Here is a 26,221-nt window from a genome sequence, read left to right as displayed (position 1 = left end):
TGTTGCAAATTGAAATAAACCGTATCATTTTTCTTCTCTGTTTTTCATCTTCTCTTTTCTACTGATCTATTGTTTTTTTACTGTGTTTGTTTTGTTGTTAATACCTAATCATTTCCCTTACTTACTGCCTGGATCATTCACGAAAGATAGTGTTACTGCTTGTTAATCATTACCACCATTATAAGTATGATAACCCTATTATCATATTGATATTCAGCAATTATATATCTTATAAGTTTTTGTTTTGTGTCATTAATCCTTTTATATTTGCTCCATCACCTGAGCATACCTCATTGGCATTTGACCACGTGAATGATGATAAGTTAATTTGCTAAAAGGAATGATATCAGCTTGTGATAAATGTCCCCAAAACAATTAAAGTCTGTTAACAGGATAATCACTTTTTTAAAAATCGATAGCAGATGAGTAACCCCAAGTATATAATTAACCATCAAAAAATAAAAAGTATGAGAAAGCGAGATCCATTCATTGGTACGGATACTGGCTATTTGCGTCTGGAATTGGCGGGTGCGCCACATTTGTTGACGCATAAGCGTTATGTCAGCATTATTGCGAAGGAATTGAACCGTGCGATCCGGAGTCGTCAGATCAAGGTGGGGGCGTATGATATTACGCCGGGTGTATTGGAGTTGTTAGTCCAGCGGGTGGAGATGCCGTTGCCTTTGTGGCGGGACGCGTTTGTGAGTAATCTGAGTTGTGCTATTTATGCGCGATTGGAGCGGGAAGTGAGGGGGCACCGGGGAGAGTGGTTGAAACATTATGTGGATGAGCGAGGTGTGATATCGCCGCCGTTGTTATGGTCCCGGCAGGTGTATCAGCCGATATTGAGCAGTGAGATGTATGAGGAGAAGCAATTGCGGATGTGGTTGTTGCCCGTACGGGAGGGATTGGTAACGGATATGGCGTATTATCCTTACAACAGTATTAACAACCGGGCTGGTATTCAGCAGTTGGGAATCAATTGGTAGACGATCAAGGTCGTCCATTTTACTGGGTAGTGAGTGGCGGATGGAGATGAGGGGGTGATAGGCGGTTTGTTTCGCAACGGCCGTGCGAAACAAGCCCGGAAGAGGGTTGGTGTCATCCGCGGTCACCAGTTATTGTTTGTTATCCGGATGCTATCAGGCAGCGGAGGGTTCGAGCGTATGTATAGCAGGGGTGTTGTTCAGCAGCAGGTCGCCTGCTTCCCGCCAGGAGTTGATACGTTTGTATCCTTCCACGTATATGTTGTGAGGGGCAGTGAACATGAGGGCTTCGCCATTGAAGGCGCTGAGGTTCTTAATGTGATCGTCTATCATGTAGTCTGCCTGCACGATGGTCTTGGATCCACAGAATACGATGTTATGCCAGCTGATGAACGGGAAGTGTTCATTGAGCCAGGCTAATTTTTCTTCCAGTGATTTCGGGAATTCTGTAGCGGCGGAAACGATAAATACCTCATATTTTTTAACCAGTTCCCGGATTACCTCCTGACTATCTGCCATTATGGGGGATGTTCTGAAGAAGCCGGGCGTGTGTAAAAAGCCGGGTACGATACCTTCCTGGGGGAAACCGGTTGTTTCGGGTTTGCCGTTCAGGGAGTTACGTTCTACTGTTACGCCGTATCTGGCAGCATACCAATCTATATATTGTTGGGTTGTATCAGCCATCACTCCATCCATGTCTATAACAATTCTTGCCATATTTTGCGATTTATTGCAAAGTTATGCTTTTTATTTATGTTTACCTGCGTTTATGTTGCAAAATATTTCATAACTTCGCATAAAATTGCAAGATTATGCTGAAAGAAGAACGGCTGGATTACATTTTGCGGAAGTTGAAAGAGGACCAGAAGGTGTTGCATGCGGAATTGAGCGATGCTTTACAGGTATCGGAGGATACGGTCCGGAGGGATCTGGATGTGCTGGCGCAGAATGGGCTGTTAATAAAGGTGAGGGGAGGGGCGATCCCACATTCTCCTAACCCGTTTTCTTTTAAGGAGCGTATACAATTACATGAAGATGATAAAAAGACGATTGCTGCGAAGGCCTTGTCTTTTTTGCATGATGGGCAGACGATCATATTGGACGGGGGGACATCGACCTATACATTGGTCAAGTTGTTTCCGCCGCATTTGAAGCTGACGGTGGTGACTAACAATGTGCCTATTGCGATGCAGCTGATCGATCATCCGAGTACGGAGGTGATATTGACGGGAGGGCGCATATTTAAGAATTCGCAGGTGACGGCGGGTATGGATTCCATCCGGATGTTGCAGAAAGTGCGGGCGGATATTTGTTTTCTGGGGATCTGCAGTTTGCATACGGAGGTAGGGGTGACGGGGCCTGATATGGAGGAGGCGGAGGTGAAGTCGACGATGGTGCAGGCGGCCAACCGGGTGATTGCTTTGTCTACGACGGATAAGGTAGGTACTGCGGAGCCGTACCGGGTGTGTGATATTACGGCATTGGATACTATTATTACAGATAGGCCACAGGAAGCGATATTACAGCCTTACATCAATATGGGCATCAAGGTGATATGATGTATCAAGCGTTAATTAACAGTACAATATAAATGATCCAGGAGTTGACATTGGACAATTCGTCTAAACGGGCGGCGCGTATAGCGGTGAGTGCCCTCTTCTTTTTGACGGGGCTTTGCTTTTCGAGCTGGGCTTCGCGTATACCTGCGATACAGCAATCCCTGCATTTGTCTGATGGAGGACTGGGAGGGATATTGTTGGCGTTGCCGATAGGTTCGTTGATATCGATGCCGGTAGCGGGATGGTTGGTAAGCCGATTTGGGAGCCGGCAGGTGTTGATGGTGACGGCCTTACTATACGCGGCTTTGTTGCCGACATTGGGGTTGGTGCAGGCTTCCTGGCAGTTGTTTGGCTGTCTGCTGACCTTTGGGTTTGTGGGTAGTTTGGCGAACATATCCGTTAATACGCAGGCGGTAGCGGTGGAGAAGATGTATAACCGATCTATAATGGCATCCTTTCACGGTTTGTGGAGTCTGGCCGGATTTACCGGGGCGGCCATAGGTGCTGCGATGGGAGCGGGGAGGGTGGCACCTTACCAGCATTTTCTGTTGATCACGGCGATTGCGTGGATTATAGTAGTTAGTAGTATACGGCATGTGGTGGCACATGATTCGGCGCCGCAGGAGCGGAAGGCGATGTTTGCCCGTCCGGATGGTCTGTTGATGATATTAGGGATCATTGCTTTTTGTTCGATGATCTGTGAGGGGGCTATGTTTGACTGGAGTGGTGTTTATTTCAAGAAGGTAGTAATGGTACCGGATGGTATGTCGGGTGTGGGATATGCGGCCTTTATGAGTACGATGGCTGGTTTCCGGTTTATTGCAGATTTTCTGACCACTAAACTGGGACGCCGGAGGATGTTGCAGTTCAGTGGGGCTTTCACTGCTGGTGGCTTGTTGATCGCGGTATGTTTTCCTTATTTCTATAGTGCCATATTTGGATTTCTGTTAGTGGGTGCGGGGGTATCTGCGGTAGTACCGCTGGTATACAGTGGGGCCGGGAAGTCCAAAAAGCTTTCCCCGGGTATGGCGTTGGCAACGGTATCTACTATTGGTTACCTGGGTTTCTTAATGGGGCCGCCGCTGATAGGTTTTGTGTCGGAGGCTACCAACCTGATGGTATCTTTTTCCATTATAGCTGTGATGGGGATGTGTATCGCCATTATGGGCTCCAGGGTGGAATGATAACTCTTTAAAAAGCGATCCTCCGCTTATATGTGTAGCGGGGGAGAGACTAAACGTGGAATTATATGACGGGCCGGCCTTTGTGGCTGGCCTTTTTTATTATACACTGGGTATAGGTATGTTATAGGAGAGCTACGGGAGAGGTGGACCTGAATTAAGGAAATAGGGATTCCGGAATAGTGGTTTGATAGGGCCTGGGTATAGGTATGTTATAGGAGAGCTACGGGAGAGGTGGACCTGAATTAAGGAAATAGGGATTCTGGAATAGTGGTTTGATAGGGCCTGGGTATAGGTATGTTATAGGAGAGCTACGGGAGAGGTGGATGCAAGTTATATTGGATATAAATAAAAAGGGGCCGACCAGTAAAGGGCGGCCCTTTTGGGGCTATTATGCCGACGACAATTATAAACGATCGGCAATCATTGAAATATATCTTAACCTTTAGTGGCAGGGCATGTATGCGATTACTACCGTCAAGAGGATGATTTTGTATCTGAGAGAATGTGGTAAATGCTAAGCCAGTATATTTAACAATATCGATTCGGGTATAAGGGACTAAGCCATGCTATAAGTCTGTATTAAACACGCACTTGACAACTTAATGTATCGAAAGATCGTTATGGTAAAATTAATGGGATGTATGTAGATAAGAAAGCGTATTAATACGTGTTTTTTGGATAGCAATAAAAGCTTATATGGTTTTTTTAAAGCCTATGTAAATGCGGCTTTACCGGAAATGGGCAGAAGACCGGGAGGGGAAAATGCGGTTTATTTCAAAAAATAATGTCGCAAAAGTTTTTGAAACCCGTAACTTTGCACGATTTTTTTTGTCCATCGCTGGCATGAAGATCAATTTGGTTTTTCATTTTCAATAGATTACACAAATGCCAAAAGACTCATCTATCAAATCTGTTCTCATTATTGGTTCTGGTCCTATTATTATTGGTCAGGCTTGCGAATTTGACTATTCCGGCTCACAGGCAGCACGTTCGTTGCGTGAGGAGGGGATAAAAGTGATTTTGATTAATTCCAACCCCGCTACCATTATGACCGACCCTATGATGGCTGATAGGGTGTACCTGCTACCATTGACGGTAGAAAGTATAGAGCAGATTCTCGAGGAAAACGAGATAGATGCGGTACTGCCTACCATGGGAGGACAAACGGCGCTGAACCTTTGTAAGGAGGTAGACGAGCTGGGTATCTGGGAGAAATTTAATGTGCGCCTGATCGGGGTGGACATTAAGGCGATCGACAAAGCTGAAGACAGGGAGCAGTTCCGTCAGTGGATGATCCAATTGGGTATACCGGTAGCACCTGCGCGGACGGCTAACTCGTTCCTGGAGGGTAAGGAGTTTGCTCAGGAGATTGGATTTCCGTTGGTAATACGGCCTTCATTTACGCTGGGAGGTACCGGTGGTGGTTTTGTACACAGCAAGGATGATCTGGACGAAGCGTTGGATCGCGGTCTGAAAGCGTCTCCGATACACGAGGTACTGGTTGAAAAGGCGGTACTGGGCTGGAAGGAGTACGAGCTGGAGTTGCTGCGTGACAAGAATGACAATGTGGTGATCATATGTACGGTAGAGAACCTGGATCCTATGGGGGTACATACCGGGGATTCTATTACGGTAGCGCCTGCTATGACACTGAGCGACACTGCATTCCAGGACATGCGTAACAAGGCCATGATGATGATGCGCGACCTCGGTAACTTTGCTGGTGGTTGTAACGTGCAGTTTGCGCTGGACCCTGCGACGGAACAGTTGATCGCGATAGAGATCAACCCGAGGGTAAGCCGTTCTTCTGCACTGGCATCTAAAGCGACTGGTTATCCGATTGCAAAGATCGCAGCGAAGCTGGCGATCGGTTATACGCTGGATGAGCTGGAGAACCAGATCACCAAAACCACTTCAGCGTTTTTCGAGCCTGCGCTCGATTATGTGATTGTAAAGATGCCCCGTTGGAACTTTGACAAGTTCAAAGGAGCGGATCAGACATTGGGTCTGCAGATGAAATCAGTGGGTGAGGTAATGGCGATCGGCCGTACTTTCCCTGAAGCGTTGCAGAAAGCATGTCAGAGCCTGGAGAACGATGCAATCGGTCTGGGATATTATGGTAAGTCGCTGATGAAGAGCGAGCAATTGCTGGAGCGCCTGAAGACGCCTACCTGGGATCGTATCTTCCGTATTAAAGATGCATTGATGGAAGGTATGTCTGTAAAGAGCATACACCAGCATACTTATATAGATCGTTGGTTTCTGCACCAGATCAACGACATCGTGACGATGGAAAAACAACTGGCGGAAGAGGACCTGAATTCCATTACGGCCGGTATGTTGCAGGACGCGAAGAAGATGGGCTTCTCTGACAAACAGCTGGCTCACTTGTTGGGTAACTGTGAGGAAGAGGAGGTATATGAAAAACGTAAGCAGCTGGGTATTGTCCGTACTTATAAGATGGTAGATACCTGCAGTGCTGAGTTTGAAGCCAAGACGCCTTATTTCTACTCTACTTTTGATACGCAGAACGAGAGCATCCCTTCTGAGAAGAAAAAGATCATCGTATTAGGTTCCGGACCTAACCGTATCGGTCAGGGTATTGAATTTGACTACTGTTGTACGCACGGGTTGCTGGCTATCCAGGAATGTGGTTATGATGCGATCATGGTGAACTGTAATCCTGAGACGGTATCTACCGATTTCGATATGGCGAGCAAGCTGTACTTCGAGCCGGTGTTCTGGGAGAACCTGTGGGAGATCATTGAGCTGGAGAAACCGGAAGGTGTAATTGTGCAACTGGGTGGCCAGACGGCGCTGAAGCTGGCGAAGAAACTGGAAGAGAAAGGTGTCCGTATCATCGGTACTTCCTTTGACAATATGGATATCGCTGAGGACCGTGGTCGTTTCTCTGATATGCTGAAAGAACTGGGTATTCCTTATCCTAACTATGGTACTGCCTACAATACTGATGAGGCGATCGAGGTTGCTAAAGAGGTAGGTTATCCGGTGTTGGTACGTCCTTCTTATGTACTGGGTGGTCAGCGTATGCGTATCGTGATCAACGAGGAGGAGCTGGAGCAATCTGTACTGAGCTTGCTGAAGCACCTACCAGGTAATAAGATCCTGATCGACCACTTCCTTGACAGATGTCAAGAGGCGGAGATCGATGCTATCTTTGACGGTGAGAATTTCCATGTAATGGGTTGTATGGAGCATATTGAACCTGCTGGTATTCACAGTGGAGACAGTAATGCTGTACTGCCTGCGTTCAACCTTTCTCCGATGGAGGTGACTACAATGGAATACTACTCTGAGAAGATTGCGCGTGCGTTGAATATCCGTGGTTTGATCAACATCCAGTTCGCCATCAAAAACGGGCAGGTATATGTGATCGAAGCAAACCCACGTGCTTCCCGTACTACGCCATTCATTGCCAAAGCATACCAGGTACCTTACCTGAACATTGCGACCAAGGTAATGCTGGGAGAGAAGAAACTGACTGATTTTACGATAGAGAAACGTCTGGAAGGTTTTGCGATCAAGGAGCCTGTGTTCTCCTTCAATAAGTTCCCAGGTGTGAACAAGGAATTAGGCCCTGAGATGAAATCTACCGGGGAGGCTATCCGCTTTATCAAAGACCTGCGTGATCCTTATTTCCGCACTTTGTATAAGGAGAAGAGCATGTACCTGAGTAAATAAGTTCATGACTATTTTATTATAGCAACGGTTGCCTTGTTACAAGGCAACCGTTTTTGCTTATAGCCATTTTCATTTAGCCCTTACCGGAGGAACAGGAACAGGTGTTGCCTGTTTGTTGTCCAGCTGGGGGAGTGGAAGTTCAATCGCTTTTTCCCGTTGAGGATCATGCCCGGCAATTACTTCTTTAGTGGGCATTTCTACTTCAATGTCTGCTTTTACGCCCTCATTTTCGATGGCCTACCGTCCATCCCGGGTATAGAGAGCAATGCGAGGAACGGTGAGGGTACTGCCATCTATCAGCGGGGGATAGTTATAGATTTCAACCAGTATACCCATGGTGGTACCTATGATGGCACCTAACTGACTTTCCCGGAACATGTAAGGGAGGAGGTCGCCCCCCTGAGCCTGCGTAAGAGTTGGTGATCAGTATTTTGGGGCTGAAGATCGCATTATCAGGGGTAGTGGTTGTTCTTCCATCGCGGGTGCCCCAGTAGTTAAGCAATTTGCGATCCAGCATATTGATGATATAATCGGCTGCGGAGCCGCCGCCATTGAACCGTTCGTCGATCACGCCCCCTTTTCTATCCAGTTGTGCGAACTAATAGCGATTGAAAAAGTTATATCCTTCATCGCCTGTGTCAGTCAGATAGATGTATGCCAGTTTACCTTTGCTGAGCCGGTCTACTTAGAGGCGGTTGCTTTCCACCCAATCCATTAGTCTGAGGTTGGCCTCATTGGCGACGGGGATAACAGTATATTCCCTGGCGGTATGGATGTATGGTTTGTTATTGACTAATATCCTTGTTTGCCGGCGGTATTTTGGAACAGGCTATACAGGTTAATGTGTTCATTTAAGGGGGTACCATTTACTGCCAGCAGGTAGTAGCCTTCAGGTATCTGTATTCCTGGTTGTACCAGTGGTGAGGGCGTATTTGCATCCAAGACAGGAGTTGAATAGATCTTTTTAAAGCGGTAATGTCCATTTTCCACGGCATAGTTTACTCCGAGCATGCCTGTATTTACATTGGCCGCTGCGGGCACATCGCCCTGCCCGACATAGTTGTGGCCGGATGACAAGCTCACTCATTATTTCGTGAAAGAGATAATTGAGGTCATCGCGGTGGCCGACGAAAGGTAAAAACACCTCATATTTTTTCTGGAGTGCTTTCCAACCGGCACCATGCATATTAGCCACATAAAAATAGTCCCGCTGCTGGCGCCAGCGTTCATTGTACATTTGTTTCCATTCGGAGACAGGATCTACCAGTAGCCGGATCTCCGCAGTATTCAGTGCGCCATCGCCTACCTGGGCTTTATTACTGCTGTTGATAATACCATACTTTGTGTTTGTAGCATATAAGAGCGTTTTGCCATCCTGACCCCAGGCAGCTGAAAAAAGGGGATCAAGGGTTTCATAGAGGTCCTTATCTACTGCAGTTACTTTCTTTGTGCTAATGTCTATATAAAGCGATCCATTTGCCATCGGGCGAGAGCATGGGTTCTGTTTCGCTATCCGGATTGACGGTGATGCGATGGAGATGTTGCCCGTCCCGATCGGCTACCCATATGTCGCCGGCATATGTAAAGGAGATGTGTTTGTTGCTGACAGATGGGCTTCGTATTAATAAGCTTTCCTGTTGTGTAGCAGTTGAGAGGGATAACACTAACGCACAACCCATTATACCAAGGGGATTCTTTCGCATAGTGGGGATGGGTGATTGGTGATAAAATGATTGGGTAATATAAAAACGAAAAGCGGTATTTGAGTTACCGCTTATAAATGAAGCATAGGTTATAAACCGACATTTTAAAAACTTAGAGCCTGATAAAGATCAGGCTCTTTTTTTTCCCTCAAAATAACCATTAAAGACACGACTATTCATTCAATTAAATGACCTAAATAGCGTGACCGGTAATGCAGTTTACAAATAATCAGATGTATTAAAAAGATTGTTAACTAATCAATAACAGATAGAGAAAAACAAACTTTTATAATTATTGATAATCAATACATAATGATTATTTCGTTTTTCTATGTATAAAACCTGCACTTACCTTCGGATGGATTTTGCATGTTTTACGGAGGGGCTTTCCGGTGATCTGATTTGGGCGGATTAACATTTTATAAACTGTTTTTCTATTGATAACGAATATCTTTAATCATTAAAGGATTGTCGTGTGACCCCTATCTGGAAGAAGGCCCCATTTCTCAAGTTATTACCTGTATTTACCGGAGGTATTTTATGTGCGCAGTATTTAATGCTGTCTGTATGGCATTGGGTATTGTTATTGGCGTCAGGGTTGGTGTATCTGTGTTGGGTAGGTGGAAGATCGATGTGGCGGCGGTTTGTGTCGGAAGGTGGGCGTATGCCTGGTATATGGATGTTGATATTTGGCATGGGAGGATTATTGATGTACAATGCAGATGCCCGTAGGGCGCCAGGTTACTTTGGGCAGCTATTGTCTGATAGTTGCCGGTTAGCTGTTTGTTTGTCTGATGTGCCGGTGGGGCGGGCACGAACTTATAAAGTAACAGCTGAAGTGATGGGGATTGTTAGGGGGCATGTCTGGCAGCCAGCGAGGGGTAAGTTGCTTTTGTACCTGGCGAAGGACAGCAGTTCGGGGCGGCTAGGATATGGAGATCGGTTGTTATTGGTTAATCGTGTGCGGGCGCTGAGGGGTAGTGGACATCCCGGAGGTTTTGACTATGCCGCTTATTGTGCCCGTAAGGGTATATTATACCAGGCCTATCTCCGAGGTGGAGACTGGTGCGTAATAGCGGGAAGGTCCGGCGGCTGGTATATGGATCTACTGATAAGAGGCCGGTCTTATTGTATATCGGTATTGCGCCGGTATGTCGGAGCGGGCGCGGTATCGGGGGTGGCGGAGGCGTTGCTGATAGGCTACCGGGAGGACCTTAATACGGACCTGGTAAAGGCATATTCGCATACCGGCATCATGCATATCATTGCCATTTCCGGTATGCACCTGGCGTTATTATATGGTGCTTTGCTGTGGTTGATGCGTTGGTGGCCATCCCATCGGGGCGCGGGAATATGCAAGAGTGTTGTTGTGCTAGTATTGCTTTGGGGATTTGCCTTATTAACGGGAGCGGCAGCATCAGTATTGAGGGCAGCGGTGATGTTTTCCTTTGTGACGATAGGCACTTTCCTGATGAAAAGGGAGGGGAATATGGCGAATATGCTGGCAGCCTCTGCATTCCTGTTGTTGTGTTATGATCCGTATTTACTGGCGGACGCCGGTTTTCAGTTATCCTATCTCGCGGTGCTCAGCATTTTGCTGTTGTACAGGCCGATATACGGCCTATTGCGATGTCCTAACTGGTGGCTGGACAAGTTGTGGGATGCTACGGCGCTGACGTTCGCGGCGCAGGTGTTTACCTTGCCGGTATGCTTATATTACTTTCACCAGTTGCCTCATTTATTTTTGCCGGCCAACCTGGTGGCGGTACCCTTGTCGACGTTGGTACTTTACGGGGAGGTGGTGTTATTATGTTTGTCCGGTTGGCCGGCGGCAGCACAGATAGTTGGGCATGGTATCCGATGGTTGTTGTCATTATTAAATGATATCATTTTTCAGCTGGATCGTTTGCCCTGGTCTGTGACCGATCATATTCACTTTCCGTGGTATGCGCTGGTATGTCTGTATTTGATCATTTGCAGCCTGACGGCCTGGTGGTTATTGCAATGGAGGAGGGGAGGATTATTATCGCCAGGGATATTGCTGTTATGGATAGTGATGGGATGGTATAGTGAGTGGGCTGATCGGGGGACGAGGCGGATTGTGGTGTATAATATTCCGGGGCATAGTGCGATAGATCTTATAAAAGGGCGTGAGGTGTGGTATGCGGGGGATACTTCCTTGGTGCGACAGGCTGCGTTGGCGGAGCGTTATATTATACCGACGCGGGTATATTGGCATTTGCCGGTATTAGTAGGAGGGCAGCGCTGGAGCGGGCATATGGGAAAGGCAATCAGTTTTGGCGGGAAGCGGATGATCATCGTGGATACTGTGCTTCCTAAGGCACGGATTCTGAGAAAGTTACAAACGGATTATGTTTTACTTTCACATAATCCGAAGGTGTCTATCAAGGAGTTGTCGGAGTTTTATGCTTTTAAGACGGTCATTTTTGATGCTTCTAATTCCTCCTGGAAAATCGAACAATGGAAAAGTGATTGTTACGCGCTAACTTTGCGCTGCTTTTCGGTTCCGGATCAGGGAGCCTTTGTCATAAATTTCTAATGTTTTCCATTCATGCAGAAGCAAATTAAATCAGCATTGATCTCCGTTTTCTATAAAGACAACCTGGAGGCCATTGTAAAAAAATTGGGTGAACAAGGTGTGACGATCTATTCTACCGGTGGGACTCAAAAATTCATAGAAGAACAAGGGGTTAAATGCGTAGCGGTAGAAGATCTGACGGCTTATCCTTCCATACTGGGAGGAAGGGTAAAGACCTTACACCCGAAGGTGTTTGGTGGTATTTTGGCCCGCCGGGAGCAGGGCCAGGACCTGGATCAGCTTCAGCAGTATGAGATACCGGAAATCGACCTGGTGATCGTAGACCTTTATCCTTTTGAAGAGACGGTAAAGACGACTTCCGAAGAGCAAGCTATCATTGAGAAAATCGACATCGGCGGTGTATCGCTGATACGTGCTGCTGGTAAGAATCATAAAGATGTGGTGATTGTGGCTTCAAAAGATCAGTATGCTGATCTGGAGCAGGTGCTGATCAGCAATAATGGGGCGACTACCCTGGAGGAACGTCGTGCTTTTGCAGCGAAGGCATTTGAGGTATGTGCGCACTACGATGTGGCGATTGCCCAGTGGTTCCTGCGTGATGGCGGTAGTGCTAATTTCCAGGTATCCAAGCCACAGGGCCAGGTGATGCGTTATGGAGAGAATCCTCATCAACGCGGTGTATTCTACGGAGATCTTTCTGAGATATTTGAGCAGTTGCATGGGAAGGAACTTTCCTATAACAACCTGGTAGATGTGGATGCTGCGTGCCAGCTGATCGCAGAGTTTAAAGAGACCACTTTTGCTGTGATCAAGCACACCAACGTATGTGGTATTGCCAGTCGCGGTACGCTGAAGGTTGCATGGGAAGAGGCATTAGCAGGAGATAAGGAGAGTGCGTTTGGTGGCGTACTGGTATGTAATGCACAAGTAGATAAGGAAACTGCGGCTTCTATCAGTGAGATATTTTTTGAGATACTGATCGCACCTGGATTTGATGAAGAGGCATTGACCATATTGAAAGGTAAAAAGAACCGTATCCTGTTGCAACAGCGTAAAGCCGTGCAGCCCGCCCAGCAGTTCAAAAACGTATTGAATGGCGTGCTGGTACAGGATGGTGATAATGACAATTATAAAGATTGGACAGAAGCCGGGGCCCGCAGTGCGAGTGAGGCGGAAAAAGCGGACCTGGAATTTGCCAACCTGGTATGCAAGCATCTTAAATCTAATGCTATTGCACTTGTAAAAGACCGGCAGTTGGTAGGTAAAGGTTGCGGGCAGACGTCCCGGATCGATGCTTTACGACATGCGATCGAGAAGGCGAAACAGTTTAATTTTGATCTGAAGGGAGCGGTGATGGCATCTGATGCTTTCTTCCCATTTGATGACTGTGTAAGAATCGCTGATGAAGCTGGTATCTCTGCGGTGATCCAACCCGGAGGTTCTGTAAGGGATAATGATTCCATTAGTTACTGTAAGGAGCATAATATGGTAATGGTCATGACCGGTATGCGTCATTTCCGTCACTAAGCAGATATAAACATATTGAGAAGAGGGGCTGTTTTTATAAAACAGCCCTTTTTTATGGTCTTGCTGGCACTTATCATTGTGCTATAGTCAGGTGGAATTCGTTGTTATAAGGGATATAGATCGGCATTATAATTTGTTATAGATTGCGGAAAATTTAATAGTATATTGTTCCATCAGCAGCCGGATAATGATAACGGCACTGCTTTTGCCCACACCAAGGAGAAGATGTCTTTTATACAGCAAAATATGATGCAGGATGCGGATGATGCAGCGTTGATCCGGGAGTATAAAGCTACCGGACAGCTGGATTATCTGGCAGCCCTTTACCAGCGGTATATGAACCTGGTATATGGGGTGTGTCTGAAATATTTTGATGCGGAGGCGAGTAAGGATGCGGTGATGCAGATATTTGAGGAGCTGATAGTAAAGGTGCAACAGCATGAGATACAGAACTTTAAGAGCTGGCTGCATGTGTTGTCGCGGAATCATTGCCTGATGAAGTTAAGGGCGATGAAGGGGCGAGAGGGCCGCGTGGTGTCGATGGATGAGCGGCCGATTATGGAAAGCGAGGAAATATTACATCATGACAACGGATTAAACCTGGAGCAGCGGTTGCAGGTGATGGAGAAGTGTATGGATACTTTACCGGCAGAGCAGAAGCAGAGTGTAGATCTCTTTTATCTGCAGGAGAAGAGTTACCGGGAAGTGGCTGCTATTACGGGATACGAGATGACAAAAGTGAAGAGTTATATACAGAATGGAAAGCGTAATTTAAAAATCTGTATGGACCGTCAACATGTCTGAAAAACGTTCACATATAGGCAATGTGGTCAGTGAAGAGCTGATACGGCAATACCTGGCAGGGGAGTTGGATGATAAGGCTATGCATCAACTGGAGAAGCAGGCATTGGATGATCCTTTCCTGGCGGAGGCGCTGGAGGGTTATGCAGCGCATGTTCCTGATCAGCGGGCAGCTCTATCTGAGCTGGAGGGCCGTTTGATGCAACGGGTGCAGCAGCCTGTGCGGCAGGAGAAAGGGAAGGTGAGGGCGTTGTATTACCGGTGGGCGGCTGCGGCTGCGATATTGGTATTAATGGGTATCAGTACTTTGTGGCTATTCCGGCAGCCGGAGTCCCGTACGCCGGGTATTGCGATGAAGACTTTGCCCCAAGTGGATACGGTAGTGAATAGTACCGCATTAAGCGACAGTGCGCCTTTAAAGGAAGCAGCACCATCGGCGGCGCTGGCTGCAGCGACACCCAAGAAGGATCTGTTGGCGAAGGACGAGGTGAAACGTCCTGCGACGCCTAAACAGCGGCATCCTCCGGTACTTGCCCAGCGGCAACAGATGGCCTATGCGGCGCCGGTTCCGGCAGAGGCAGCTACTATGGATATGAGTAAGGTGAGTACTGATCATAACGACACTGTGGCTGCGATGGCTGGCATGAATGCGATAAAGGGGGTAGAAGTAATTGGTTATAAATCCATGGCGGAAAGTAGAAGCGTGTCAGCAGCGGTGACGAGGGTTCAGCCTTCTGATTTAACGGGGGACAATGTTATAAGTAATAAGCTCAGTGGCAAGGTGGCGGGTGTACCGGTAATCGCTAATGAGCGGGTGTTGCGTGGAGTAGTGGTGGATAAAGATAGTCGTGAGCCTTTGACCGGTGTAACGGTGGCTACTGTAAAGGGGCGAAACGGTACTGTGACGGATACTGAAGGACGTTTTTCCTTACCGGTGGATAAGCAAAAAAGTGATGTGTCCCTTAGATTTAACTATATAGGGTTTAATGAGGAGAAAAGAGTCATAGGTGCTGATGAAAATGATATCAGCATTGCCATGAAGCCGACAAATGAGGCATTACAAGAAGTAGTCGTGACTGGTATGGGCCGGACTAAAGACAAAGAGGACGAAGATCAAACTACATATGGTAGTCCTCGTCCCGAAATGGGTTTTAAAGCTTTCCGGCAATATCTGAGTGAGCATACGCATTTCCCGCCGACAGAAACCGATCGCAAACAGCCGGTGAAAGTAGGTGTTTCCTTTATAGTGCAGCCTTCGGGGGAATTATCAGATTTCAACATATACAGGAGTGCGGGGAAGGCTTTTGAAGACGAGGCTATCCGCGTAATAAAAGAAGGCCCAGATTGGTTACCCGCTTCCGATAAAAAAGCCACTCGGGTCAAGGTGATGGTAAGATTCAAACGCCACTGATCATTCACTAATATATTGTAATTGTTATGAAAAAAGCCCTGTTCATATTGCTGTGTAGTATGGCTGTCCACACGCTATCCGCGCAAAAGAGAGTTGTTATATTAGGATCTTCTACGGCTGAAGGAACCGGGCCTAAATCGGAAGATAGTACCTGGGTGCATATGTTTACCGAAAGCGTAGACGCCAAGTACCAGGCTACTGTTGTTAATCTGGCGAAAGGAGGATATACGAGTTATCAGATCATGGCGTCGGATTTTGTTGCTCCTGAGGGGCGGTTGACACCGGATACGGCGCGTAATATTACTAAGGCGCTTTCCTTAGGTGCGGACATGATCATTATCAATATGCCGACCAATGATCTCGCCAAAGGGTATTCGCCGGCCGAATACCTGGAGAATCTGCGGCAGATCAATAAGATAGCCCAAGAGCATCATGTTATTTGTTTTGTGGCGACTCCTCAGCCACGTACCAAACTGACGAAGGAGAAAAGAATGGAACTGGTGTCCCTGCCGGATTCAATACGCAGAGATTATCCTAAATACTACATTGATTTCTGGACAGGACTTGCCGCTAAGGATGGAAAGATATTACCGGAGTATGATTGTGGCGATGGTATACATTTAAATGGCAAGGGGCATCTGATACTGATAGAATCTGTGTTTAAATCACTCAGGAAGCGTAAGATATACAAGTGAGCCTGGGGAGATCAGCGGCCACTACGTTCCATTGCCCTGATCAATCTGCGGTTGCGGCGATCTGCCCGGGACTCATTCAGTGAAACTACCGCCCAGATGGCAGCAGGTAGCCAACCGATCAAGGTGATCTGAAGAATCAGGCATAGTATGCCGCGGAGTATTCTACCACGTAGTAGAAAGGATAACCAAGGTAAGAGAATTGCAATCAGCGTCATAGAAAACAAGATTTAGGTTGCCTCCAACCAATACGGTTGGTCATTCACTGCCTGAAATTACGAAAATGTGGATGCAGTAAGGGCTTAATTAGGATAAAGGTTATCATGCGGATGGATGAACGGGCGTACGACAATGCCAGCATAATATAACAAGAGGGGCTGCCAGTATACTGGCAGCCCCTCTTGTTATGAATGATATAAATGATCATTATCCTTTACGTTCCTTCCAAAGCTGATTGAACGATTTGGGAGCGAATATGGGTAGTTCCCGATCGTCTCCCCAGCTTTTGGTGAAGAATTTTTTCATGAAGAAGTTTTTCATTTTGCCGCTGGCGAGGTTCATCATCCTACGGCTGAGGGAGGCTTGTTTCCAGCCAAACCAGGCCATTTTCTCGCTGCCGGAGGTATAATTCTCTTCTACTGCTTTATGCCGGTTGTGTAACAGCAGTTCATGCAAATTGATCCTAACGGGGCAGACTTCGGTACAGTTACCACATAGGGAGGAGGCATAGCTCAGGTGCATGTATGATTCCATTCCTCTGAGGTGTGGTGTGATAATGGAGCCGATAGGGCCACTATAAGTGGTGTCGTAGGTATGACCTCCGATATTTTTGTATACGGGGCAGGCGTTGAGGCAGGATCCGCAGCGGATACAGTAGAGGCTTTCTCTCGCTTCTATATCTGCGAGGATATTTGTGCGGCCGTTATCCATGAGGATGACATACATTTCTTCCGGGCCATCTACTTCTCCTTCCTGACGGGGACCGCTGAAGATGGAGTTATAAACGGTGACCTGCTGGCCGGTACCATAGGTAGCCAACAAGGGCCAGAAGAGGGCCAGGTCGTTGACAGAAGGCAGCATTTTCTCGATACCAACCAGCACAATGTGGGTCTTTGGAAATGCTGTGCTCAGGCGGGCATTGCCTTCATTTTCGCTGACGGCGACGGCGCCGATATCTGCCAATATAAAGTTGGCACCGGTGATGCCGATATCTGCCTGTACGTATTTTTCTCTTAGTTTCTCTCTGGCTACCAGTGTGAGCTGTTCGGGTGTGAGGCCAGGTTCGGTCCCTAATTTTTCGGTGAACAGGCGTGCGACGTCTTCCTTGCTTTTGTGCATGGCAGGTGTGACGATGTGATAGGGAGGTTCTCCATCTAGTTGTTGGATATATTCACCGAGATCCGTTTCGACACATTCGATTCCATGTTTTTCGAGGAAGGCATTGAGATGTACTTCTTCGGTGGCCATTGATTTGCTTTTGACAATGCTTTTGCACTGTTTGGCGTGGCAGATGGCTAGAATTTCTTCCAATACCTGGTCGGCATTTTCTGCCCAGATGACTTTACCGCCTCTTTGGGTAAAATGCATCTCGAAATCTTCGAGGTGTTTATCCAGGTGTTCGAGGGCGCGCCATTTAATATTTTTGGCTCTTTCGCGCGCCGTTGGTAGTTCGGTGAATTGGGTTTTGCCGTTTTTTACCGCGGCGTTATATTTTCCTATATTATAGTTGATGGTCTTGCGGTGATTAAGGTCAGCCGCTTTTTGCTCACTTTTTTCCAGGAAGGAAGATGCGGTTTGATGCATAGCTTTCTAAGTTCCAGTTTTCCAAAATTCCGCTCTGGCTGATGGGCCAGCAGCAATACCTGAGCCTTTTGTATGTGTTGCCGGGGCCGGTCGGGTATTATTCATCAAAAAATAAACCAATAAATAGTTAACTCGGTCACCTACAAATACATAGATGGCATAAAGATAGGGAAGTTTACGAATAGCTATGTAGTGGCTACTTGGGGTTGGTATTATATTTCCTGGCTATTTTGTCGAGGACCTGGTAAAACTCTTCTCCATATTTGCGGATAAGGGCTTCCCGTAAGAAACGATAAACGGGTACTTTGAGCTGACGTCCGTTTTTGCACGCCGGTTTGCAAACGTCCCAGCGGTCGTAGTTGACGGCTTCAAATGTTTCGTATTTCTTGATACGGATGGGATATAGATGGCAGGAGATAGGCTTTTTGAAGTTGACTACGCCATCGTTATATGCTTTTTCTATGGCGCAGCCTACGATACCGTGATCATCGATGGCTGCATAGGCACAGATACCTTTATTGACAATGGGAGTTACGTAGCCGTATTCGTCGTCGATGGTGTTGGTGCCGGTGTGTTCTATTTCGGCGATTCCTTCGGGGCGGAGGTATGATTTGATGGCCGGGTATATTTTTTTGAGGGTTTTGACCTCTGTTTTGTCCAGCGGGGCACCACAGTCTCCCGCTACACAGCAGGCACCTTTGCAGGCGCCCAGGTTACAGACAAATTGCTCCTCTACTACTTCGTCACTAATGTATTTGTCGTCGATTATGATCATAATAGCGAATATATGTTGCTCTGTATCGGTTGAGCAGCACTGCAAAGTTAGTATAAATGGTGAATAGTGCGGGAGGGTGTTGTGCGGGGATTATTTCCACTTGAGGGATTCTACCAGTCTCCACATATCTTCTTCCAGGAATTTGTGGACAGGAGCGAGGGAGTCGGCGTTGGGAGCGGCGTCAAAATAGAGGGCGCCACGGAGGAAGTGCTGGGTGGAGTCGGTGGCGAAAAACTGTTTGGCGGAAGCGGCGTTGCCTCCTACCTCGTAGAACAAGCCTTTTACATGATTGGGTGTGCTGATTTCTTTCTCTTCAATAGATTCGGCCTTATAGGTGTGTTTATAGGTCATCTTGAAGGCATCATTTACCAGTTTGGGTAAGGTGTTGTTATTGAACCCGATCTGTTTGTAGCTCAGGTATATTTTGCCATGGAGGGTAGGGAATTCGATATTGATCCAGTAAGGGTTTTCGGGTTTGTCGCTGAAGAAGAGGGTATCCTGTACGACGCGTGCGTAGGCAGGATATTCGAATGTATATGGATAGCCCGGCATATCAAATACCTGGTATTTCCTTTCGGGAAACTGGATGTTGAAGTACCCTCTGGGTTTGGGGGTATAAGTATTATCGCATGCGCAAAGGAGTAATGTGAATATCAGCAGGTATAGTCGTTTTTTCCTTTGTCCGGCATTGATGTTTAACATTACAGGTATTGTTGCTTTGTGTGATTATCAGTCGGTTTCTCCCAGATCGTAGTTGACATTGACCTGTACTTTCTGTATACGCATTTTACTTACTTCCAGCACGGTGAAGTCATAATTGGCATAGCTGATAACGCTGTTTTCTTCCGGGAATTTTCCGGCGAGTTCGAGTATGAGGCCACCGATAGAATCGCTTTCACCTTTTACATGTTCGAAGGTATCCTGAGGGATGTCCATGATACGGCACACGTCGTTCAGCATGGTTTTGCCTTCGAATACATAGGTATTATTATCTACTTTGCTGTAGTTGAATTCTTCTTCGTCAAATTCGTCTTTGATATCTCCGATCACTTCTTCCATGATATCTTCCAGGGTAACGATGCCGGAGGTACCGCCAAATTCGTCTACTACGACGGCAAAGTGCATGCGTCGGGTTTGGAATTCGGTGAGGAGATCTTCTATGAGTTTGTGTCCATGAACAAAGAAGGGCTGTCTCATTACCTGGTGCCAGTCGAAGGCGGCGCCTTTATCAATATGAGGGAGCAGGTCTTTGGTGTGTACGACGCCGACGATATTGTCGAGATTACCTTTGAATACGGGTAACCTGGAGTAGTGGAGGTCTGCTACCTGGGTGATGACTTTATCGAAGGAGCTATCGTATTCGACACCGGAAACGTCGAGGCGGGTCCTCATGATCTGTTTTACGGTGATGTTGCCGAATTTGAGGATGCCTTTCAGGATATTTTTTTCTTCCTGGGATGCGGTGGGGTCGACGCTCATTTCGATGGCATCGTCTATTTCCTGGTAGTTGACCTGTCCGGCGCTGCGATTAAAGAAGCGGGCTTCTATGCTGGTGCTGAGACCAACGAAAAAGTCGCTTACGGGTTCGAGGGTGGCGTAGATAACGCTGACGAACCAGGCGAAGTAGGTAGCGAACCGGATATTATTTTGTGCGGCCCATACTCTGGGGAGCACTTGTCCGAAGAAAAGGAGGACCAGGCTGATAATGGCCAGTCTGACTACAAAGGAAACGACCGGGAATGTCTGCAGGGCTTCCATCTGGTTGATCAGGTAATTGGTAACCATGATGAATGCGATGCTGAGGAGCAGGCCGGCTATCTGCAGGGAGGCCAGCAGGGAGCGTGGTTTTTCCAGCATTTTGGTAATGAGCCTGCCGCTGGTGTTCTGCCGTGTCTTGAGAACGTTTAGGTCTTTGTAGTTGAGAGAGAAGAAAGCCACTTCTGCGCCGGAGACAATGAATGCCAGCAGCAGAATGATAAATATCACCAGCAGGTACACCACCACGTTAGGTGTGGCAATTGGTGCAGCAGCTTGGAGGAAGAATGGCTTTCCGGATATAATGCTTGCCGAATGGATATCCAAAATATTCAACTTTGGTGTAATAAATCTAAAAATAAGGGAAAGTAATTCATGTTATATATCACCTTGAATCGCTTCCCCTTATGCAAATATAAGTAATGTCCCATTACGGGATGACCGGTAGGGAATTAACTTATAATTTTTATGAATAATGGTTTAAAACGGCAGATCGTCAGCGGGTTCGCTCATGGATGGAGGGATATCCATATTTGGATAACTTTCGCCAGGGGTTGTGCCTGTGCTGCTATGGGAGATGGGATGATCCGAATGGTTCAGGTCCATACGTTTATCCAACATAACAAGGTTATCGCCCACTACTTCTGTGGCGAATTTCTTATTGCCTTCTTTGTCTTCCCAACTACGGGTGCGCAGTCGTCCTTCGATATACACGAGGCTTCCTTTGTGCAGGTATTTTTGGGCGAGTTCTGCCAGTCCGCGCCAGAGGACTACTGTATGCCATTCTGTTTGTGATATGAGCTTGCCGGCTCTGTCTTTAAATGTTTCTGTTGTAGCCAGTGAGAATTTGGCAACTGCAATATTACCTTCTAGGAACTGTACGTCAGGATCTCTGCCTAAATTACCAATCAGGATTACTTTATTGACACCTCTCATAGTTGCAGGTTTTTTTAACCTATTGATAAAATGTTCTTCTTATATAATAGAAAACAACCTACTTAAAGTTAATGTTTTTTCCAATCGTTATGGAAAAATTTCTTTGCCTGTAGGGCTTTAACGATAAGTTTTGTACAGGTACTGCAAGATTCGGGCCATGGCCTACGTAGAATACTATACGATAAGTGAGATGAGTGTATCAGAGGAGGCGGAGGCTGTTATCGGTCAGGAAGTCGGTGATGGTTTTAGGGAAGGCATATTTGTCCAGCTCGCTGTGGTGTACCGGGAATAGGTCCGGCAAGGATGGCTTGCGGGAGGTATTGATCTCGATGAACTGGCTGTGGATGGTTTGGTGGGTCAGTTGCTGTTTGAAGCTACGGGATACTTTCACGATCTGGTGGGAGGTGTTGCCCAGGTGTGTCTGGAAAGCCTCGGTTTGCAGCAGTTGGGAGAGGTCTGCAGGTTCGGGTGTTTCGATCAGGAAGAATTCGTGCAGGTTTTGCCAGATATCGCTGGCGGTGCGTTTGTGGAGGTATACGTGGTCTTTATGGCGTACGACGATCTGGTGGAAGTATCGATGTTTGATGACGAGTTTTTTTGATTTGACGGGGAGGTTGGAGATGGTTTGTTGTTTGAGTGCTTCGCAGCGGGAGGTTACGGGGCATTGGTGGCAGGCAGGTTGTTGTGGTTTGCAGATGACAGCTCCGAAGTCCATAATGGCCTGGTTGTATTGAGCGGAGGCATGGGGGGGTAGGAGCTCGGCGGCGAGTGTGCTGAATTCTTTTTTACCGGCGGTGCTGTCTATGGGGGTAAATATATTGAAGTAGCGGGCCAGTACGCGGAATACGTTTCCATCGAGTACGGCATGGGGGAGGTTGAATGCGAAGGAGGCGATGGCGGCGGCGGTATATGGGCCAATTCCTTTGAGGGATTGGATATCGTGGTAGGAGGACGGGAATTGTGCGTTGAAATCGGTGACGATCTGCCGGGCGGCTGCGAGCATGTTTTTACAGCGAGCGTAATAGCCGAGGCCTTGCCAGAGGCGGAATACTTCTTCTTCGGGGGCTTGGGCGAGTAGTTTTACGGTGGGGTAGTTTTGGATGAACCGTTCATAGTATGGCCATCCTTGTTCTACTCTTGTTTGTTGGAGTATGATCTCTGACAGCCATATTTTGTAAGGGTCTTTTTCTCCTTTCCAGGGCATGCTGCGGGTGTTCTCGGTGTTGTTCCATTCCAGCAGGCTGGTTGTAAAGTATGCTTTTTTGGTCATAAGTAATTGTTCGTCAGGCCTTTATCCCGGTTTATGCGTGAGGAGCAGGGGCCTGTTTTTTGTTTTTTAAGGTGTCAGGAGAGGCTTTGGATAAAATTTTCATTTTCAATCAATTTTTTAAGAAAAAAGCGTGTAATGAATATTATTTTTTGTATATTCGTTACTCGATGGTTTTGTGAAAATTTAAACCATTCTCATTTACCGGTAGCTCTATATGCTTTGAAATGCGCGACGGCCCCGGTTTTTCTGACAGCAATCTAAATAAAGTGCAAATAAAACGAATTCGGTTCAAGTAAGGTATATAGAAAAATACTAAAACTTATTTGGCTAAAATTCAACAAATAGAAATTTTTAAATAACTTTGGGATAAGTAATCCTCCGCTTCAATTATGAGAAAAGCTGATTTGATTAACAACATTGCTGAAAAAACCGGCATCCCCAAAGTAGATGTGTTAGTAACGCTCGAGGCCATGTTCAAGGAGGTCAAGGAGGCATTGGCGAATGGCGAACACATTTACATCCGTGGATTTGGCAGTTTTATTACTAAGAAACGCGCAGCCAAGATAGGCCGGAACATTAAGAAGAATGTAGCTGTGGAGATCCCCGAGCACTTCATTCCTGCTTTTAAGCCATCTAAAGAATTTGTTGCAGAAGTAAAGAAGCTTAAAAGTTCTTAATTTTGCCTCCTAATATTTTTAGGTGTGCAAAAATCTCAAGTTCTCCTCGTAGGCGCTGCAGCTGCGTTATTAGTTGTATTAGTTGCCTTTGGGCGTACGACGCCAAAGACTGATAAGAATGCCATGCCAACTGCCGCTCATGAACATAGCGGACAGGAGGTTCCCGCATTTGAATTTAGCGACCTTTTAGCATCTGCTAAGAAGAAGATTCCTGCCGAAAAGTTATTGCTGGTAAACGAATGGGAAAACAAAGTCGTTCGTGGTGATGTAAAGGGCCAGCAAATCCTCGCCTTCAAGCAGTTATATACTGTATGGGACAGTCTCAACCAGCTGCCCGTAGCTGCTTATTATCTGGGAGAAGCAGCTAAGTTGGAAAATTCCGAAAAAAGCCTCACCTTTGCAGCCAATTTATTTTTGGAGCATCTACAACATGCGCCCAGTCCTGAGATCGGGAAATGGGAAGCTACCCAAGCTGCTGCTTTACTGGATAAAGCGATTGCATTAAATCCTGGGAATGATTCGCTGAAAATACAACAGGCCATGGCGTATATGACTGCCGGGGAGCCTATGTCGGGGGTAGCGCGGCTACGGGAAGTAGTGGCGGCTAATCCGGACAATATCGAGGCTCAGGTAACGCTGGCTAATCTTGCTATTACTTCTGGTCAGTTTGACAAGGCGATCAGCAGGATGGAGGAGTTGTTAAAACGTCATCCGGAAGAGGCCAAAGCTGTTTTTGTATTGGCGGAAGCTTATAAGAGTCAGGGTAATACGAAGAAGGCGGTGGAGTTGTTTAAGCGTTGTAAGGAGTTGCTGAAGGATCCTGAGTTAAAAGCGGCGATAGACGATTATATTAAAAAGATTCAATAATATTTCATTTTTCAAACATTTTAAACTTATTAGCGTATGCCTTGCGGTAAGAAAAGAAAAAGACATAAGATAGCTACCCACAAACGTAAAAAGAGGCTGAGAAAGAACCGGCATAAGAAGAATAAGAAATAGTCACTCCTGTTTCCCGCCATTTACACTTACCAGGTATTTTTCTACCGCGGGGATTGGACAAAAATTTTGATATATCCTGCATGATTTTGGCGAATATTACTAAATTGCCAAGGTCATGCAGGTTGTTCCATAATATCCCGCTAAAGAATTTCCGGATACTGCCTGCAGATCGCTAGACCCTTAAGCAATCCATCATCACGTACTGTGAAGAATATGCTAACTTTAATGTTGGCTAACATTGGTATGCAATAAGCTGTTATTAAGCGGCCATGCATAACCCGAAGGTGAAGTTTTAATGGTAAAAATTTCGGACGCTTGAACAAGGAACTTATTATAAATGCGGCTCCCACAGGTGTGGAAATAGCGTTGCTGGAAGATAAAAAATTGGTGGAACTGCACCACGAGAGTGGCAATCCTAACTTTGCGGTTGGCGATCTGTATATGGGACGGGTAAAAAAACTGATTCCCGGCCTGAATGCTGCTTTTGTCGATGTGGGGTTTGAAAAGGATGCTTTTCTTCATTATACGGACCTTAGTCCATATATCCGTTCCATACTTAAGTTTACCCAGCAAGCTATTAGCGATAAGACCCCAGAGGGCTTTGACTTTACGAAGTTCAAAAATGAACCAGAGATCGTAAAGACAGGAAAAATTACGGATGTACTGGGGGGAAAACCCAATATACTGGTACAGATACTCAAGGAACCCATCTCTTCAAAAGGTCCCCGGCTTAGTTGTGAAATCTCTCTCCCTGGAAGATTTATAGTGTTAACACCCTTTAACGACATTGTTGCGGTATCTAAAAAGATACATTCTTCTGAAGAAAGAAAGCGGTTACAGAAAATAGTGGAGGCTATCAAGGCGCCTAATTTTGGTGTGATCGTACGCACAGCGGCCGAAGGTAAGAAGACAGCGGAACTACATGAGGATCTGACCACATTGGTAGAGACCTGGAAGAATATCCAGGCTAATCTTCGCGGTGCGCAACCTCCCCAGAAGATACTCAGTGAGCAGGCTAAAACGACCAGTATACTGCGGGACCTGCTCAACGAGAGTTTTAACAAGATCGTCATCAACGATAAGAACATCTATACTGATACCCGGGCTTACATACAGAAGATCGCTCCGGAGAAGCAGGATATAGTCACTTATTACCATAATGGCGCCCCGATATTTGATCATTTTGGTATTACGCGGCAGGTGAAGGCTTCCTTTGGGAAGACGGTTAACCTGGATAGCGGGGTATATCTGATCATTGAGGCGACGGAGGCGTTGCATGTGATCGATGTGAACAGTGGTTATAAGAGCTCCAGCAATAACCAGGAGCAGAATGCCCTGGCCTCCAATCTGGAGGCGGCGGCAGAAATAGCCCGTCAGTTGAGACTCCGTGATCTGGGTGGTATTATCATCATCGACTTCATAGATATGAAGTTGCCCGAGAACAAGAAGGTGGTGTATGAGGCCATGGAGAAATTTATGGCACAGGACCGGGCTAAACACACGATACTTCCTATTTCCAAATTCGGATTGATGCAGATCACGCGGCAGCGTGTGAAGCCGGAGGTTACGATCTCTGTAGCGGAAGATTGTCCGGCTTGCAAGGGCACTGGTAAGATCGGCGCTTCTGTATTAATAGTGGACGATGTCGAGAAGAACTTGTTATACCTGTTGAATCATCAGCATAAGGGATTGACGATACATGTGCATCCTATTCTGCATGCCTACCTGACCAAAGGGTTCCTGACTTCCAAGCAGTGGAAATGGTATTTCCAGTTCAGGAAATGGATCAAGGTGAAGGCTGACAGTAATTATCACCTTACAGAATATCATTTTTTTGACGACAGTGACGAAGAAATTAAATTATAGTGAATAAGGAGGTCC

24 protein-coding genes are annotated in these 26,221 nt (G+C 46.6%); 13 read left to right on the top strand and 11 right to left on the bottom strand.

What is annotated here, in order from left to right; translation table 11 throughout:
• Window positions 1-467: 467 nt before the first annotated feature.
• Window positions 468-989, top strand: coding sequence for a hypothetical protein (locus KTO58_RS22905; protein ID WP_157752781.1), 522 nt, complete (start codon window positions 468-470; stop codon window positions 987-989).
• 153 nt (window positions 990-1,142) lie between these two features.
• Here the strand turns inward: KTO58_RS22905 and KTO58_RS22900 are convergent, their stop codons facing one another.
• Entirely contained in the window at window positions 1,143-1,703 is a 561-nt protein-coding gene (locus KTO58_RS22900) for a 5' nucleotidase, NT5C type (protein ID WP_095837168.1), read from the bottom strand.
• Window positions 1,704-1,798: 95 nt separating this feature from the next.
• Between KTO58_RS22900 and KTO58_RS22895 the strand changes: the two genes are divergently transcribed.
• The 4 genes from KTO58_RS22895 (at window position 1,799) to KTO58_RS22880 (ending at window position 7,791) form a co-directional block, all read left to right on the top strand.
• On the top strand, window positions 1,799-2,545 hold the full coding sequence (locus tag KTO58_RS22895; protein ID WP_095837169.1) for a DeoR/GlpR family DNA-binding transcription regulator: 747 nt from the start codon (window positions 1,799-1,801) through the stop codon (window positions 2,543-2,545).
• 32 nt (window positions 2,546-2,577) lie between these two features.
• On the top strand, window positions 2,578-3,729 hold the full coding sequence (locus KTO58_RS22890) for an MFS transporter (RefSeq protein ID WP_095837170.1): 1,152 nt from the start codon (window positions 2,578-2,580) through the stop codon (window positions 3,727-3,729).
• A gap of 885 nt (window positions 3,730-4,614) precedes the next feature.
• Complete coding sequence (carB, locus tag KTO58_RS22885; RefSeq protein ID WP_095837171.1) at window positions 4,615-7,431, top strand: carbamoyl-phosphate synthase large subunit; 2,817 nt, start codon at window positions 4,615-4,617, stop codon at window positions 7,429-7,431.
• Window positions 7,432-7,596: 165 nt separating this feature from the next.
• Window positions 7,597-7,791 (top strand): hypothetical protein, encoded by a 195-nt coding sequence (locus KTO58_RS22880; protein ID WP_095837172.1) that lies wholly within the window; start codon window positions 7,597-7,599, stop codon window positions 7,789-7,791.
• A gap of 432 nt (window positions 7,792-8,223) precedes the next feature.
• Here the strand turns inward: KTO58_RS22880 and KTO58_RS22875 are convergent, their stop codons facing one another.
• From KTO58_RS22875 to KTO58_RS22865, 3 genes are read right to left on the bottom strand one after another with little or no spacing between them, the layout of a single operon-like run.
• Entirely contained in the window at window positions 8,224-8,442 is a 219-nt protein-coding gene (locus tag KTO58_RS22875) for a PDZ domain-containing protein (RefSeq protein WP_095837173.1), read from the bottom strand.
• Window positions 8,396-8,914, bottom strand: coding sequence for a hypothetical protein (locus KTO58_RS22870; protein WP_095837174.1), 519 nt, complete (start codon window positions 8,912-8,914; stop codon window positions 8,396-8,398). The genes KTO58_RS22875 and KTO58_RS22870 overlap by 47 nt, the downstream gene beginning before the upstream one ends.
• Window positions 8,883-9,134, bottom strand: coding sequence for a PD40 domain-containing protein (locus KTO58_RS22865; RefSeq protein ID WP_157752782.1), 252 nt, complete (start codon window positions 9,132-9,134; stop codon window positions 8,883-8,885). Before KTO58_RS22865 ends, KTO58_RS22870 begins: the two co-directional genes overlap by 32 nt.
• A 475-nt stretch (window positions 9,135-9,609) precedes the next feature.
• On the opposite strand from KTO58_RS22865, the gene KTO58_RS22860 reads away from it, so the two are divergent.
• From KTO58_RS22860 to KTO58_RS22840, 5 genes are all read left to right on the top strand, one after another.
• A complete protein-coding gene (locus KTO58_RS22860; RefSeq protein WP_157752783.1) occupies window positions 9,610-11,694 on the top strand; it encodes a ComEC/Rec2 family competence protein in 2,085 nt (694 codons plus the stop codon).
• A 12-nt stretch (window positions 11,695-11,706) separates the two neighbouring features.
• Window positions 11,707-13,221, top strand: a complete 1,515-nt coding sequence (gene purH / locus KTO58_RS22855; RefSeq protein ID WP_095837176.1) for a bifunctional phosphoribosylaminoimidazolecarboxamide formyltransferase/IMP cyclohydrolase — start codon at window positions 11,707-11,709, stop codon at window positions 13,219-13,221.
• Between the two features lie 165 nt (window positions 13,222-13,386).
• Window positions 13,387-14,025 (top strand): RNA polymerase sigma factor, encoded by a 639-nt coding sequence (locus tag KTO58_RS22850; RefSeq protein WP_225859882.1) that lies wholly within the window; start codon window positions 13,387-13,389, stop codon window positions 14,023-14,025.
• Window positions 14,018-15,433 carry a carboxypeptidase-like regulatory domain-containing protein gene (locus KTO58_RS22845; protein WP_095837177.1) on the top strand — a complete coding sequence of 472 codons (1,416 nt, stop codon included), beginning with the start codon at window positions 14,018-14,020 and terminating at the stop codon, window positions 15,431-15,433. Before KTO58_RS22850 ends, KTO58_RS22845 begins: the two co-directional genes overlap by 8 nt.
• 26 nt (window positions 15,434-15,459) lie before the next feature.
• Window positions 15,460-16,128 (top strand): SGNH/GDSL hydrolase family protein, encoded by a 669-nt coding sequence (locus KTO58_RS22840; protein WP_095837178.1) that lies wholly within the window; start codon window positions 15,460-15,462, stop codon window positions 16,126-16,128.
• Between the two features lie 11 nt (window positions 16,129-16,139).
• Here KTO58_RS22840 and KTO58_RS22835 read toward each other — a convergent pair whose 3' ends face one another.
• From KTO58_RS22835 to mutY, 7 genes are all read right to left on the bottom strand, one after another.
• Complete coding sequence (locus KTO58_RS22835) at window positions 16,140-16,343, bottom strand: YqaE/Pmp3 family membrane protein (protein ID WP_095837179.1); 204 nt, start codon at window positions 16,341-16,343, stop codon at window positions 16,140-16,142.
• A gap of 208 nt (window positions 16,344-16,551) precedes the next feature.
• Complete coding sequence (locus KTO58_RS22830; RefSeq protein ID WP_095837180.1) at window positions 16,552-17,928, bottom strand: LutB/LldF family L-lactate oxidation iron-sulfur protein; 1,377 nt, start codon at window positions 17,926-17,928, stop codon at window positions 16,552-16,554.
• Window positions 17,929-18,124: 196 nt separating this feature from the next.
• Window positions 18,125-18,703: a DUF3109 family protein gene (locus KTO58_RS22825; RefSeq protein ID WP_095841436.1), complete on the bottom strand. Its 579-nt coding sequence runs from the start codon at window positions 18,701-18,703 to the stop codon at window positions 18,125-18,127.
• A 90-nt stretch (window positions 18,704-18,793) separates the two neighbouring features.
• Entirely contained in the window at window positions 18,794-19,405 is a 612-nt protein-coding gene (gldD, locus tag KTO58_RS22820) for a gliding motility lipoprotein GldD (protein ID WP_095837181.1), read from the bottom strand.
• A gap of 27 nt (window positions 19,406-19,432) precedes the next feature.
• A complete protein-coding gene (gldE, locus tag KTO58_RS22815; protein WP_225859881.1) occupies window positions 19,433-20,785 on the bottom strand; it encodes a gliding motility-associated protein GldE in 1,353 nt (450 codons plus the stop codon).
• Window positions 20,786-20,938: 153 nt separating this feature from the next.
• Entirely contained in the window at window positions 20,939-21,394 is a 456-nt protein-coding gene (locus KTO58_RS22810) for a single-stranded DNA-binding protein (RefSeq protein ID WP_095837183.1), read from the bottom strand.
• Window positions 21,395-21,593: 199 nt separating this feature from the next.
• Complete coding sequence (gene mutY, locus KTO58_RS22805) at window positions 21,594-22,664, bottom strand: A/G-specific adenine glycosylase (RefSeq protein ID WP_095837184.1); 1,071 nt, start codon at window positions 22,662-22,664, stop codon at window positions 21,594-21,596.
• Window positions 22,665-23,053: 389 nt separating this feature from the next.
• On the opposite strand from mutY, the gene KTO58_RS22800 reads away from it, so the two are divergent.
• From KTO58_RS22800 to KTO58_RS22785, 3 genes are all read left to right on the top strand, one after another.
• The gene (locus KTO58_RS22800; protein WP_073084475.1) at window positions 23,054-23,341 is read left to right on the top strand and encodes an HU family DNA-binding protein; all 288 of its coding nucleotides are present in this window, start codon (window positions 23,054-23,056) and stop codon (window positions 23,339-23,341) included.
• A 24-nt stretch (window positions 23,342-23,365) separates the two neighbouring features.
• The gene (locus tag KTO58_RS22795; RefSeq protein WP_095837185.1) at window positions 23,366-24,208 is read left to right on the top strand and encodes a tetratricopeptide repeat protein; all 843 of its coding nucleotides are present in this window, start codon (window positions 23,366-23,368) and stop codon (window positions 24,206-24,208) included.
• A gap of 447 nt (window positions 24,209-24,655) precedes the next feature.
• Window positions 24,656-26,206, top strand: a complete 1,551-nt coding sequence (locus KTO58_RS22785) for an Rne/Rng family ribonuclease (protein ID WP_095837186.1) — start codon at window positions 24,656-24,658, stop codon at window positions 26,204-26,206.
• The last annotated feature ends 15 nt before the right edge of the window (window positions 26,207-26,221 follow it).

This window comes from Chitinophaga pendula, assembly GCF_020386615.1.
GTDB lineage: Bacteria > Bacteroidota > Bacteroidia > Chitinophagales > Chitinophagaceae > Chitinophaga > Chitinophaga pendula.
This window is presented reverse-complemented; position numbering and strand designations above follow the sequence as displayed.

What these genes read in the sequence shown, in the direction of transcription:
- KTO58_RS22905 (WP_157752781.1), top strand. Translation starts at nt 468, where the DNA reads ATGAGAAAGCGAGATCCATTCATTGGTACGGATACTGGCTATTTGCGT.
- KTO58_RS22900 (WP_095837168.1), bottom strand. Translation starts at nt 1,703, where the DNA reads ATGGCAAGAATTGTTATAGACATGGATGGAGTGATGGCTGATACAACC.
- KTO58_RS22895 (WP_095837169.1), top strand. Translation starts at nt 1,799, where the DNA reads ATGCTGAAAGAAGAACGGCTGGATTACATTTTGCGGAAGTTGAAAGAG.
- KTO58_RS22890 (WP_095837170.1), top strand. Translation starts at nt 2,578, where the DNA reads ATGATCCAGGAGTTGACATTGGACAATTCGTCTAAACGGGCGGCGCGT.
- carB (WP_095837171.1), top strand. Translation starts at nt 4,615, where the DNA reads ATGCCAAAAGACTCATCTATCAAATCTGTTCTCATTATTGGTTCTGGT.
- KTO58_RS22880 (WP_095837172.1), top strand. Translation starts at nt 7,597, where the DNA reads ATGCCCGGCAATTACTTCTTTAGTGGGCATTTCTACTTCAATGTCTGC.
- KTO58_RS22875 (WP_095837173.1), bottom strand. Translation starts at nt 8,442, where the DNA reads ATGCTCGGAGTAAACTATGCCGTGGAAAATGGACATTACCGCTTTAAA.
- KTO58_RS22870 (WP_095837174.1), bottom strand. Translation starts at nt 8,914, where the DNA reads ATGGCAAATGGATCGCTTTATATAGACATTAGCACAAAGAAAGTAACT.
- KTO58_RS22865 (WP_157752782.1), bottom strand. Translation starts at nt 9,134, where the DNA reads ATGCGAAAGAATCCCCTTGGTATAATGGGTTGTGCGTTAGTGTTATCC.
- purH (WP_095837176.1), top strand. Translation starts at nt 11,707, where the DNA reads ATGCAGAAGCAAATTAAATCAGCATTGATCTCCGTTTTCTATAAAGAC.
- KTO58_RS22845 (WP_095837177.1), top strand. Translation starts at nt 14,018, where the DNA reads ATGTCTGAAAAACGTTCACATATAGGCAATGTGGTCAGTGAAGAGCTG.
- KTO58_RS22840 (WP_095837178.1), top strand. Translation starts at nt 15,460, where the DNA reads ATGAAAAAAGCCCTGTTCATATTGCTGTGTAGTATGGCTGTCCACACG.
- KTO58_RS22835 (WP_095837179.1), bottom strand. Translation starts at nt 16,343, where the DNA reads ATGACGCTGATTGCAATTCTCTTACCTTGGTTATCCTTTCTACTACGT.
- KTO58_RS22830 (WP_095837180.1), bottom strand. Translation starts at nt 17,928, where the DNA reads ATGCATCAAACCGCATCTTCCTTCCTGGAAAAAAGTGAGCAAAAAGCG.
- KTO58_RS22825 (WP_095841436.1), bottom strand. Translation starts at nt 18,703, where the DNA reads ATGATCATAATCGACGACAAATACATTAGTGACGAAGTAGTAGAGGAG.
- gldD (WP_095837181.1), bottom strand. Translation starts at nt 19,405, where the DNA reads ATGTTAAACATCAATGCCGGACAAAGGAAAAAACGACTATACCTGCTG.
- KTO58_RS22810 (WP_095837183.1), bottom strand. Translation starts at nt 21,394, where the DNA reads ATGAGAGGTGTCAATAAAGTAATCCTGATTGGTAATTTAGGCAGAGAT.
- mutY (WP_095837184.1), bottom strand. Translation starts at nt 22,664, where the DNA reads ATGACCAAAAAAGCATACTTTACAACCAGCCTGCTGGAATGGAACAAC.
- KTO58_RS22800 (WP_073084475.1), top strand. Translation starts at nt 23,054, where the DNA reads ATGAGAAAAGCTGATTTGATTAACAACATTGCTGAAAAAACCGGCATC.